Below are 11,947 nucleotides of genomic sequence, written 5' to 3'. Positions count from 1 at the left end.
GCCGAGGAGGCGCACCATGGCATCCAAGAGCATCGTCGTCGTCTCCGCGGGGCTGGGTCAGCCCTCCTCCACGCGCCTCCTGGCCGACCGTCTGGCCGAGGCCACGGCGCGCAGCCTGCTCGGGTCGGGCGTCCCGGCCGAGTTCGAGGTCGTCGAGCTCCGCGACCTCGCCCATGAGATCACCGACGCCCTGCTGACGGGGTTCGCTCCGGAGGCGCTGGCCGGCGTTATCGACCGGGTCACCCGCGCAGACGGCCTGATCGCCGTCACACCCGTGTTCACCGCCTCGTACAGCGGTCTCTTCAAGTCGTTCTTCGACGTGATGGACAAGGAGGCGCTGGCCGGCACCCCGGTCCTCCTCGGCGCCACCGCGGGGACTGCCCGGCACTCCCTGGTGCTCGACCACGCCCTGCGCCCCCTGTTCTCGTACCTGCGATCGGTCGTCAGCCCGACCGCGGTCTTCGCGGCGTCGGAGGACTGGGGCGCTGGCGACGAGACGACGACGGGTCTGCCCGAGCGCGTGACCCGTGCCGCCGACGAGTTCGCCGACCTCGTCTCACGCCACTCGACGACCCGTGACGATCCGTTCGCCGACCTCGTGCCCTTCGACCAGCAGCTGCGTCGGCTGGCCGGCGACGATCCGGCCTGATCGGGCTGCGGCCGGCGGCGGCGGCGGCTGCGGCCGGTGGCGGCGGCCGCGCCCGTCACCGTCGGTGGCCGGTGGCATGATCGACGGGTGTTCATCGTCCTCCACCGTCTGCCCGACGGCCGTGTCGAGCTGACGCCCGTCGACCGCCCGGCGCCCGGGGCCGCGCCGGTCGCGGGGGAGTCCGTCGTGGTGGCCGAGGGCGAGCTGGCGATGGCCGTCGCCACGCGCGAGGTGGAGGCGTCGCCCCGCTGGGTGTGGGACGACACCCGACGATGGTACCCGCGCCTCCTCGGCCTCGGAGTCCGTGTCGCCCGCTGCGTCGACCTGCGCCTCTGCCACGCGATCCTGCGGCGATCGGCGGCCACGGTCGACAGCGAGCTGCACGGGGCGGCCCGCGGGCCGTACGACACCGCACAGGCCGAACTGGGGCAGTCCGACGGGCTCTTCGACGTGGTGCCCGAGTCGCTGCCCGATCCGGTGGCCGAGTTCGTACGGCAGCGCCGGGCCGTCGAGTCGAGCGCCGCTCGCGACGGGCTCGAGCTGCTGACGACGGCCGAGTCGACCGGGGCCCTCGTGGCCTGCGAGATGCAGCACCGGGGCATCCCGTGGTCGGCGGTCGTCCACGACCGGCTGCTGACCGAGGCGCTCGGGCCGAGGCCTCCTCGTGGCGGTGACCGCCCCACGCTGATGAGCGCCGACGTGGTCGAGATCCGAGCGGCCCTCGACGCGCCCGACCTGAACCCCGACTCGCCGGCCGATCTGCTCAAGGCGCTGCAGCGGGCCGGGCTGTCGGTGGCGTCGACGAGCAAGTGGGAGGTCTCGCGGTTCGAGCACTCCGTCGTCGAGCCGCTGCTGCGGTACAAACGCCGCCAGCGCCTCCTCGTCGCGAACGGCTGGTCATGGGTCGACTCCTGGGTGCGGCAGGGCAGGTTCCGGCCCGACTACGTGCCCGGCGGCGTCGTGACCGGGCGGTGGGCGACGAGCGGCGGAGGCGCGCTGCAGCTGCCCAAGGCGGTCCGCGCCGCCGTCGTGGCCGACCCGGGCTGGAAGCTCGTCGTGGCCGACGCCTCGCAGCTCGAGCCGCGCATCCTCACGGGGCTCTCGCGCGACGCGGCCATGGCCGCGGCCGGCGACGGCGATCTGTACGAGGGCATCGTCTCGAGCGGGGCGGTGGCGTCGCGCGCCGAGGCCAAGGTGGCGATGCTGGGCGCCATGTACGGGGCGACGCAGGGCGAGAGCGGTCGTCTGGTCCCGCGTCTGGCGAAGAGGTTCCCCCGAGCGATGGAGTACGTCGAGGCCGCCGCCCGCACGGGCGAGTCGGGGGGCGTCGTCAGCACCCTGCTCGGGCGCAGCTCGCCGCGGCCGGGCGACGATGTCGCCGCAGACCTCCCTCCGGAGATGGACCGGGGCCCGGTGGGTCGTGACGCCCGGGCCTGGGGTCGCTTCACGCGCAACTTCGTGGTGCAGGGCACCGCGGCCGAGTGGGCGCTCTGCTGGATGGGCGCCACGCGCGCCGAGCTGCACTCGCGGTTCGCGGGGCTCGGCGACGGGGCGCCGCACCTGGTGTTCTTCCTCCACGACGAGATCGTCGTCCATTCGCCGGCCGAGGTCGCCGACGAGGTCGTGGCGATCGTCGAGCGGAGCGCCGCCGCCGCCGGTCGGCTGCTCTTCGGGCAGGCGCCCGTGCGGTTCCCGGTGACGATCGCGGTCGTCGACGACTACTCGCAGGCCAAGTAGGGGCGCCAGGGCGAACTGGCAGGAGTTACACAGTTGTGATCCCGTGCATCCGTCTGCGATGATTCAGCGAGCGGACCAGTCCGCCCACACAATCTCATACAGCACGAGAAGCCACCGTTTCACTCGTTCACCAGGTCGATGGGGAAGTCGCACCTAACCGAATGGAGTAATCGTGGCTGCTGCAATGACTCGGGGAGTGCTCTACGTGCACTCGTCCCCTCGTGCACTGTGCCCACACGTCGAGTGGGCGGTCGGTCGTGCCCTCGGGCACGCCGTCAACTTCGCGTGGGTCGACCAGCCCGTGCTCGGCGGTTCGCAGCGCACGGAGTTCTCGTGGCAGGGCGACGACGGTGCCGGTGCCCGCATCGCCTCGGCCCTCCGCGGCTGGGAGCATCTCCGCTACGAGGTGACCGAAGACCCCGATTCGCAGCACGACGGCGGTCGGTGGATGCACACGCCCGATCTCGGCATCTTCTTCGCCCAGACCGACACCGCAGGCAACACCGTCATCCCGGAAGACCGCGTCCGCTACGCGATGGAGGTCGCCGGATCGAACGCCCTCGAGCTGCACCGCGAGCTCCGTCTCGCCCTCGGTCAGGCGTGGGACGACGAACTCGAGCCGTTCCGCTACAGCGGCGAGGGCAACCCCGTCGTCTGGCTGCACAAGGTCGGCTGACCCGAGCGCGCGGCGGTCGGTGCGGTCGCGGCGCACGAAGGAGGCGCGGGTCGTGATCGTCACGACCCGCGCCTCCTTCGATGGTTCAGACCGAACGGAACCCGATGACGGCGTTGTGGCCGCCGAAGCCGAACGAGTTGCTCAGCGCGACGATCTCGCCGTCGGGCAGCGCACGGGGCTCGCCGACCACGACGTCCATGTCGATCTCGTCGTCCATCTGGGTGACGTTGATCGTCGGGGGAGCGAGGCGCTCGTGCAGGGCCTTCACGGTGAAGAGGGCCTCGATGCCGCCGGCGCCGCCGAGCAGGTGCCCGGTGGCCGCCTTCGTCGCCGAGACGATCAGCTTCGGGGTGTGCTCGCCGAAGACGCGCTTGATGGCGTGGTACTCGGCGATGTCGCCCACCGGGGTGCTCGTCGCGTGGGCGTTGACATGCACGACCTGGTCACGGTCGACGCCGGCGTTCTCGAGGGTGGTGATGACGGCGCGGGCGGCACCGTTGCCCTCGGGGTCGGGCGCGGTGATGTGGTACGAGTCGCTGGTGACGGCGCCGCCGATCAGCTCGGCGTAGATGCGGGCGCCGCGGGCGAGCGCGTGCTCCTCCGTCTCGAGGACGAGCGCCGCGCCTCCTTCGGCGAGGACGAAGCCGTCACGGGTCACGTCGTAGGGACGGGAGGCGGTGGCCGGGTCGTCGTTGCGCTTCGAGAGCGCCTGCATGGCGGCGAATGAGGCGAGCGGCATCGGGTGGATGGCCGCCTCGGAGCCGCCGGCGATGGCGATGTCGGCCAGACCGGACTGGAGGTGCTCGTAGGCCATCGCGATGGACTCGGTGCTGGAGGCGCAGGCCGAGACGACCGTGCGGGCGCCGGCACGGGCTCCGAGCGTCATCGAGATCGCGGCGGCGGGGCCGTTCGGCATGAGCATGGGGACGGTCATCGGGAGGACGCGGCGGGGCCCCTTCTCGCGGAGGGTGTCCCAGCCGTCGAGGAGGGTCCAGACGCCGCCGATGCCGGTGGCCCAGTCGACGATGAACCGCTCGGGGACGACCTCGGGCGAACCGGCGTCGGCCCAGGCCTCGCGCGCCGCGGTGAGGGCGAACTGGCTGGAGGGATCGAGGCGCTTGGTCTCGCGACGGTCGAGCACGTCGGCGGACGGCACGCGGGCCTGCCCGGCGAAGGTGACGGGCAGCTCGTACTTGGCGACCCACTCCTGCTCGAGGGTGGTGATGCCCGACTGGCCGGCCAGCAGGTTCTGCCAGCTCTCGGTGGCGGTGCCGCCGAGGGGGGTGGTGGCACCGAGGCCGGTGACGACGATCTTCTTGGTCATGACTGTTCTCCTGAAGGGACTGCCCGGGACGGGCGTGCGGCCTGCCTGACGGGCGGTCCCGTCGACGTGGGCGCCCGGTCGGTCCCGGGAGGGAACGACCGGGCCGCTGACGTCTAGTCCTGTGCCTTGGTGATGAAGGTGACGGCGTCGCCGACGGTCTTGAGGTTCTTGACCTCTTCGTCGGGGATCTTGACGTCGAACTTCTCTTCAGCGTTGACGACGATGGTCATCATCGAGATCGAGTCGATGTCGAGGTCGTCGGTGAACGACTTGCCCATCTCGACCGTGTCGGTCGCGATGCCGGTCTCGTCGTTGATGAGCTCGGCCAGGCCGGCGAGGACTTCTTCGGTGGACAGTGCCATGGTGTTGTTCTCCTTGTGGGGTGTCGGTTGACCGGGGTAAAGCCTATACAGGCGGAAAGCTGGGGGAGGCGCGGCGCGCTACGGGAGCACGACGACCTGGGCGCCGAAGACGAGGCCCGCGCCGAAGCCGATCTGCAGGGCGAGACCGCCGCTGAGCTCGGGGTGCTCGTCGAGGAGGCGGTGGGTCGCCAGCGGGATGCTCGCGGCCGACGTGTTGCCCATCGTCGCGATGTCTCGGCCGATGACGACCGACTCGGGCAGACCGAGCTGCTTCGCGAACTCGTCGATGATGCGCATGTTGGCCTGGTGGGGCACGAACGCGGCCAGCTGGTCGGAGGTCACGCCGGCACGCTCGAGGGCGAGCTTCGCGACCTTGACCATCTCCCAGACGGCCCAGCGGAACACGGTCTGGCCCTCTTGGCGCAGGGTGGGCCACGGCACGTCCCCGTTGCCCTCGCGGTACTCGACCATCGTGTTCGTCATGCCGATGGCGTCCCACTTGGAGCCGTCGGAGCCCCAGACGGTCGGCCCGATCCCGGCCGATTCGGCGGGGCCGACGATCGCCGCGCCCGCGCCGTCGGCGAGGAGGAACGAGATCGTGCGGTCGGTCGGGTCGATGACGTCGCTGAGCTTCTCGGCGCCGACCACGAGCACGTACTCGGCGAGACCCGACTTCACGAACGAGTCGGCCTGCGCGATGCCGTAGGTGTAGCCGGCGCATGCGGCGGAGATGTCGTAGGCCGCCGCGGGGTTGGCCCCGACGCGCTCGGCGAGCAGCGACGCCACCGACGGGGTGGCCACGCCGCCGCCGATGGTGGAGACGAGGACGGCGCCGATCTGGTCGGGGCGGATGCCCGACTTCTCGATCGCCTCCTTCGCGGCGGTCTCGGCGAGGTCGACGACCTTGACGTCCTTGCCGGCCCGACGGCGGGTGACGACGCCGGTGCGCTGCTGGATCCACTCGTCGGACGAGTTGATCGGCTCGACGATGTCGGCGTTCGGCACGACGTTCTCACCGCGGGCGGCGCCGATGGCGTAGATGCGGGTGAACTGCGCGCCGGTGTTCTGGCTGAGCTGGGGGGTGGTCATGCTGCTCCCTCGATGAGGTCGACGGCGGCCTGGAGGTCGTCGGGTGTCGTGATGGCGACGGAGGGGACGCCCCTCAGCGCGCGCTTGGCGAGTCCGGTCAGGGCGCCGGCGGGTGCCAGCTCGATCAGGCCCGTGATGCCGGCGGCGGAGAACGACTCCATCGTGGCGTCCCAGCGGACGGGCGACGACACCTGACCGACCATGAGGTCCACGAATCGGGCGCCCTCGGTGACGACGCTGCCGTCGTTGTTCGTCCAGAGCGTCAGATCGGGGTCGGCCGTGGTCACGGCGGAGGCCGCGGTGCGGAGTCGCTCGACCGCGGGCTGCATGTGACGGGTGTGGAAGGCGCCGGCGACCTGCAGGGGGATGACGCGCGCCTTGGCGGGCGGCTGCTCGGCTAGGGCAGCGAGGGCGGTGAGCTCGCCGGCGACGACGATCTGACCGCCGCCGTTGTAGTTGGCCGGCTCGAGTCCGAGCTCGTCGAGGCGGGCGAGCAGTTCGGCCTGGTCTCCGCCGAGGACGGCGCTCATGCCGGTCTCGGCCTGCGTGGCGGCTTCGGCCATGGCCCGGCCCCGTTCGGCGACGAGGGCGACGGCGTCGGTGTCGGTGAGGACCCCCGAGACCGCGGCGGCGGTGAACTCGCCGACGGAGTGCCCGGCGACACCGGCCACGCGTGCGCGGTCGACGCGGTCGAAGAGGGCGCGGGCCGTGAGGATGCCCGCGGCGACGATGAGGGGCTGCGCCACCGCGGTGTCGCGGATGGTGTCGGCGTCGGAGGTCGCGCCGTGGGCGACGAGGTCGACGTCGGCGGCGGCCGACAGGCTGCCGAGCAGCTCGGCGAGCTGCGGGTCGGCGAGCCACGGTTCGAGGAATCCGGGTTTCTGGGAGCCCTGGCCGGGCGCAACGACAACGATCACTGATCCATCATGCCGCCCCGAGGGGCCTCGCAGGTGTAGCAACTCGACCAAAGATCGGGGCGGGGCTTGTCGCTTCTCGCCAGGACGACTGCCGCGGAGGCGCGGGTCGGCCTCAGCGACGCCGCCCCGCCTGCCCGTCGTGGTCGGCTATCGACCCCAGGATGAGCGCCGATTGCAGGATGAGCGCCTCCCGTGCGCCGGTGGCGTCCCAGCCGATGACGTCGGAGACCCGCTTGAGTCGGTAGCGGACGGTGTTCGGGTGCACGAAGAGCTCGCGAGCGGTCGCCTCGAGGGATCGCCCGTTGTCGAGATAGCACCAGAGCGTGGTCAGGAGCTCGGTCGAATGGTTCTTCAGCGGCTTGTACACGCGGTTGACGAGTGTCGAGCGGGCGACGGGGTCGCCGGCGAGGGCGCGTTCGGGCAGGAGGTCGTCGGCGAGTGCGGGGCGGGGGGCGTTCCGCCACGACCGGGCCACCGAGAAGCCGGCCAACGCGGTCTTGGCGCTCTTCGAGGCGTCGACGAGGCTGGGCACCTCGTGTCCGAGCACGAGGTGACCGTCGCCGAAGCCGGGCTCGAGGGCCTTCGCGATGTCGGTGAACGAGGGTCGGCTGGTGGAGGTCGGGGTGCCGTTCTCGTCGAGGGTCTCTTCGGCTCGGCCGATCACCAGCACGAGTCGTCGACCCTGGACGCCGATGAGCACGTCGGCGGCCAGGTGGCGCGCCGTGCGGCGGAGCATGTCGACGTCGAGCATCCGCGGCGTCGTCCCGACGAGGACGGACACCTCGCCGTGCCCGTGCCACCCGAGCGCGGCGATGCGGCTGGGCAGCTCGTCGTCGTACTCGCCGCTGAGGATGGAGTCGACGACCAGCGCCTCGAGACGGGCGTCCCAGAGACCGCGCGCCTCGGCGGCACGCGCGTAGACGTCGGCCGAGGCGAAGGCGATCTCGCGCGAGTAGAGCAGGATGGCCTCGCGCAGCGAGTCGTCGCCGTCCTTGACCCGTTCTTCGACGACCTCGACGGTGACGCGGATGAGCTGCAGCGTCTGCTGGAGGCTGATCGAGCGAAGCAGCTCGCGGGGCGCGGCCCCGAAGACGTCCGCCGCGATCCACGGGGTGGATCGAGGGTCGTCGAACCAGCTGATGAACGACGTGATGCCCGCCTGGGCGACGAGACCCACGGCCGAGCGCCGCCCCGGGGGCATGTCGCCGTACCAGGGCAGCGTCTCTTCCAGTCGCTTGATGGTCTTGGTCGAGAGTTCGCCCGAGACCGTCCGCAGCCACGCGAGCGTGCGCTCTTTCGTGGCTGCGGACGGCTCCATGGGCGAGCTCGGAACCCGCTCGGCGCTCACGGGGCCGGTCAGCTCTCCCCGCCGGCGTTGCCGCTGGTGCCGGCGGTCACGTCGTTCAGCCGGTACTTGTCGATGGCCTGCTGGACGACGCCCGGCTCGACGTCGCCGCGGCGGGCCAGGGCCTGCAGCGTGCGGACGACGACCGAGGGTCCGTCGATCTTGAAGAATCGACGAGCGGCGGCCCGGGTGTCGGAGAAGCCGAAGCCGTCGGCGCCCAGCGTGAGGTAGTCGCCGGGGACGTACTCGCGGATCTGGTCGGGCACGGCGGCCATGAAGTCGCTGGTCGCGATGAACGGACCCTCGGCTCCCTGCAGCTTCTCGGTGACGTACGGCGTGCGCTGCTCGGCCTCCGGGTTGAGGAAGTTGTGCTCTTCGGCGGCGAGGCCGTCGCGTCGCAGTTCGTTCCAGGAGGTGACGCTCCACACGTCAGCGGCGACGTTCCAGTCGTCGGCGAGCAGACGCTGGGCTTCGAGCACCCACGGCACACCGACGCCCGAGGCGAGCAGCTGGGCGCGGGGGCCCAGGTTCTCGGCGCCCTTGAGCTTGTAGATGCCGCGGACGATGCCGTCCACGTCGACGTCGTCGGGCTCGACCGGTTGCTGCATCGGCTCGTTGTAGACGGTCACGTAGTACATGACGTTCGGGTCGGCGTGCGTCGGGGCGCCGTTCTCGTCGGTGCCGTACATGCGGTCCATGCCCGACTTGACGATGTGACCGAGCTCGTAGCCGAAGGCGGGGTCGTACGAGACGACCGCCGGGTTCGTCGAGGCGAGCAGCAGCGAGTGGCCGTCGGCGTGCTGCAGGCCCTCGCCGGTGAGCGTCGTGCGACCGGCCGTTGCGCCGATGATGAACCCGCGGGCCATCTGGTCGCCGGCCGCCCACATGGCGTCTCCGGTCCGCTGGAAGCCGAACATCGAGTAGAAGACGTAGACCGGGATGAGCGGCTCGCCCTGCGTCGAGTACGACGTGCCGACCGCGGTGAACGCCGCGAACGCGCCGGCCTCGTTGATGCCGACGTGCAGGAGCTGACCCTGGGGGCTCTCCTTGTACGCCAGCAGCAGCTCGCGGTCGACCGAGGTGTAGTGCTGCCCGTTGGGGTTGTAGATCTTGGACGTCGGGAAGTAGGCGTCCATGCCGAACGTGCGGGCCTCGTCCGGGATGATCGGCACGATGCGGTGGCCGAAGTCCTTCGAGCGCAGCAGGTCTTTCAGCAGTCGCGCGAAGGCCATCGTGGTGGCGACCTCCTGCTTGCCGGAGCCCTTCTTGACGACGTCGTACGACGTCGACTCGGGGACGGAGATCTGCGTGTACTTCGAGCGACGCTCGGGCACGTAGCCGCCGAGGGCGCGCCGACGCTCGTGGAGGTACTGGATCGCCTCGTCGTCGTTGCCGGGGTGGTAGTACGGCGGCAGATACGGGTTCTCGTCGAGCTGCGAGTCGGAGATCGGGATGCGCATCTCGTCACGGAACTGCTTGAGGTTGTCGAGCGTCAGCTTCTTCATCTGGTGGGTCGCGTTGCGGCCCTCGAACGACGGCCCGAGACCGTAGCCCTTGACGGTCTTCGCCAGGATGACGGTCGGCTGGCCCTTGTGCTCGGCGGCGGCCTTGAACGCGGCGTAGACCTTGCGGTAGTCGTGCCCGCCGCGCTTGAGGTTCCAGACCTGGTCGTCGGTGAAGTCCTTGATGAGCTCGAGGGCGCGGGGGTCGCGACCGAAGAAGTTCTCGCGGACGTAGGCGCCGCTCTCGGCCTTGTAGGTCTGGAAGTCGCCGTCGGGCGTCGTGTTCATCAGGTTGAGCAGCGCGCCCTCGGTGTCGCGGGCGAGCAGGTCGTCCCATTCGCGACCCCAGACGACCTTGATGACGTTCCAGCCAGCACCGCGGAAGAAGCTCTCGAGCTCCTGGATGATCTTGCCGTTGCCGCGCACCGGGCCGTCGAGTCGCTGCAGGTTGCAGTTGATGACGAAGTTCAGGTTGTCGAGACCCTCGTTGGCTGCGACCTGCAGCTGACCGCGGCTCTCGACCTCGTCCATCTCGCCGTCGCCGAGGAACGCCCAGACCTGCTGGTCGGAGGCGTCTTTTATGCCGCGGTTGGTGAGGTACTTCGCGACCTGCGCCTGGTAGATCGCGTTGATCGGGCCGAGACCCATCGACACGGTCGGGAACTGCCAGAACGACGGCATGAGCCGCGGGTGCGGGTACGAGCTGAGCCCGCCCGAGGCATGCGACTTCTCTTGACGGAACCCGTCGAGCTGGTCGGTGCCGAGGCGGCCCTCGAGGTACGCGCGGGCGTACATGCCGGGGGAGGCGTGGCCCTGGAAGAAGATCTGGTCTCCGCCGCCGGCGTGGTCCTGGCCGCGGAAGAAGTGGTTGTAGCCGACCTCGTAGAGGGCGGCGGACGAGGCGTAGGTCGAGATGTGACCGCCGACCGAGACACCGGGGCGCTGGGCGCGGTGCACGGTGATCGCGGCGTTCCAGCGGATCCACCGGCGGTAACGGCGCTCGAGCTCTTCGTCGCCGGGGAACTCGGGCTCGTCTTCGGTGGCGATGGTGTTGACGTAGTCCGTCTTGGGGACCATCGGCACGCCGAGGTGGAGTTCGCTCGACCGGCTCAGCAGGCTCTTCATGATCTCGCGAGCCCGTTCGTGCCCCTGGGCCGCCACGAGGGAGTCGAGCGACTCCCGCCATTCGGCGGTCTCTTCGGGATCGCGATCGGTCGTGTCGACCGTGTACGGGTCCTGGTCGTTTACCGTCACCCTTGACCTCAATCAATCTCGTGGTGTTGATAGCACCGTGTGTGGGTCGCACCGTATGCGGTGGACAGACGAGTGTCAGGTCGTCCGCGCCCGGGTTCCGAACACGTTGCCACCTGACTCGCCAGAGTCTAGTGACCCCGACTGACACCGACCCTGCCCCACGGAGTCTCCGCACGCGCTGAGAGCGGTCCTTGCGTTCGCCCCCGTGCGGCGTAGGATCACTGCTCGTGTTTGTCGCCGGCCGCCCGGGCCGACGCGGAAGGATCGCACCATGGCACTGGAGAACGACATCCAGGCTCCCGACTTCGATTTGCCGAACCAGTTCGGCGAGCACGTCAGGCTGTCGGACTACCGGGGTGTGAAGCCCGTCGCGCTCGTGTTCTTCCCCCTCGCGTTCTCGAGCACCTGCACGAAAGAGCTGTGCACGCTCCGCGACAATCTGGCGATGTTCCAGGACCACCGCGTCGAGCTGCTCGTCGTCTCCGTCGACTCGAAGGCGACCCTCCGGGCCTTCGCCGACGAGAAGGGCTACGACTTCACGCTGCTCGCGGACTTCTGGCCGCACGGCGAGGTCTCGAAGGAGTACGGCGTGTTCCTCGAGCACAAGGGCTTCGCGACGCGGGCCACGTTCCTGATCGACGTCGACGGCATCATCCGCGAGCACTTCGTCACCGAGCCCGGCCAGGAGCGCTCGATCGACGACTACCGCGCCTCCCTCGACACCCTGGTGCCGGCCACCGTCTGACGCGACACCGCCCAGGAGGCGCGACTCGCGCCTCCTCAGCCGCTAACCTGATACGACCCGCCCGGCCAGACCGGCGCAGGGGCCTTTAGCTCAGTTGGTAGAGCGCCACGTTTACACCGTGGATGTCATCGGTTCGAGCCCGGTAGGGCCCACCAGAGAAGTCCCGTTCACGAGACGTTCGGCACAGCCTGGCGCTCGACGGCCGATCATGACGTTCCGATGGTGAGGCCGAGGAGCCCGGCGGCGACGGCGAGCAGCAGCATGCCCGCGCCGCTGGCGATTCCAGCGCCCCATCTCCTCTCGGCTACGAGGCGCACGGTCTCGACGCTGGCGGTGCTGAACGTGGT

The 11,947-nt window shown here is 70.2% G+C and carries 10 protein-coding genes and 1 tRNA gene; 5 read left to right on the top strand and 6 right to left on the bottom strand.

Going from position 1 to position 11,947, the window contains the following annotated elements; all coding sequences use genetic code 11:
- Window positions 1-16 precede the first annotated feature (16 nt).
- The 3 genes from IFT51_RS00060 (at window position 17) to IFT51_RS00050 (ending at window position 3,062) form a co-directional block, all read left to right on the top strand.
- Window positions 17-649 (top strand): FMN reductase, encoded by a 633-nt coding sequence (locus tag IFT51_RS00060; RefSeq protein ID WP_192057911.1) that lies wholly within the window; start codon window positions 17-19, stop codon window positions 647-649.
- Between the two features lie 87 nt (window positions 650-736).
- On the top strand, window positions 737-2,386 hold the full coding sequence (locus tag IFT51_RS00055; protein WP_192057909.1) for a bifunctional 3'-5' exonuclease/DNA polymerase: 1,650 nt from the start codon (window positions 737-739) through the stop codon (window positions 2,384-2,386).
- Between the two features lie 184 nt (window positions 2,387-2,570).
- A complete protein-coding gene (locus tag IFT51_RS00050; protein ID WP_192059171.1) occupies window positions 2,571-3,062 on the top strand; it encodes a DUF3145 domain-containing protein in 492 nt (163 codons plus the stop codon).
- A gap of 85 nt (window positions 3,063-3,147) precedes the next feature.
- On the opposite strand, the gene IFT51_RS00045 is transcribed toward IFT51_RS00050, so the two are convergent.
- The 6 genes from IFT51_RS00045 to aceE all read right to left on the bottom strand — a co-directional run bounded on the left by IFT51_RS00045 (window position 3,148) and on the right by aceE (window position 10,855).
- Window positions 3,148-4,386, bottom strand: a complete 1,239-nt coding sequence (locus IFT51_RS00045; protein ID WP_192057907.1) for a beta-ketoacyl synthase — start codon at window positions 4,384-4,386, stop codon at window positions 3,148-3,150.
- A 113-nt stretch (window positions 4,387-4,499) separates the two neighbouring features.
- Window positions 4,500-4,748, bottom strand: coding sequence for an acyl carrier protein (locus IFT51_RS00040; protein WP_055797067.1), 249 nt, complete (start codon window positions 4,746-4,748; stop codon window positions 4,500-4,502).
- A gap of 78 nt (window positions 4,749-4,826) precedes the next feature.
- Complete coding sequence (locus IFT51_RS00035; protein ID WP_192057905.1) at window positions 4,827-5,837, bottom strand: beta-ketoacyl-ACP synthase III; 1,011 nt, start codon at window positions 5,835-5,837, stop codon at window positions 4,827-4,829.
- On the bottom strand, window positions 5,834-6,754 hold the full coding sequence (locus IFT51_RS00030; RefSeq protein ID WP_192057903.1) for an acyltransferase domain-containing protein: 921 nt from the start codon (window positions 6,752-6,754) through the stop codon (window positions 5,834-5,836). The genes IFT51_RS00035 and IFT51_RS00030 overlap by 4 nt, the downstream gene beginning before the upstream one ends.
- A 112-nt stretch (window positions 6,755-6,866) precedes the next feature.
- Complete coding sequence (locus tag IFT51_RS00025; protein WP_192057901.1) at window positions 6,867-8,072, bottom strand: CdaR family transcriptional regulator; 1,206 nt, start codon at window positions 8,070-8,072, stop codon at window positions 6,867-6,869.
- A 38-nt stretch (window positions 8,073-8,110) separates the two neighbouring features.
- Window positions 8,111-10,855: a pyruvate dehydrogenase (acetyl-transferring), homodimeric type gene (gene aceE / locus IFT51_RS00020; protein ID WP_192057899.1), complete on the bottom strand. Its 2,745-nt coding sequence runs from the start codon at window positions 10,853-10,855 to the stop codon at window positions 8,111-8,113.
- A 271-nt stretch (window positions 10,856-11,126) separates the two neighbouring features.
- Between aceE and IFT51_RS00015 the strand changes: the two genes are divergently transcribed.
- Window positions 11,127-11,600 carry a peroxiredoxin gene (locus tag IFT51_RS00015; RefSeq protein ID WP_192057889.1) on the top strand — a complete coding sequence of 158 codons (474 nt, stop codon included), beginning with the start codon at window positions 11,127-11,129 and terminating at the stop codon, window positions 11,598-11,600.
- Between the two features lie 79 nt (window positions 11,601-11,679).
- A tRNA-Val gene (locus IFT51_RS00010) sits at window positions 11,680-11,755 on the top strand.
- The last annotated feature ends 192 nt before the right edge of the window (window positions 11,756-11,947 follow it).

Source organism: Frigoribacterium sp. CFBP 13712, from assembly GCF_014842255.1.
Classification (GTDB): domain Bacteria; phylum Actinomycetota; class Actinomycetes; order Actinomycetales; family Microbacteriaceae; genus Frigoribacterium.
Note: the sequence above shows the minus strand (reverse complement) of the source record. Positions and strands in the feature narration are given on the sequence as shown.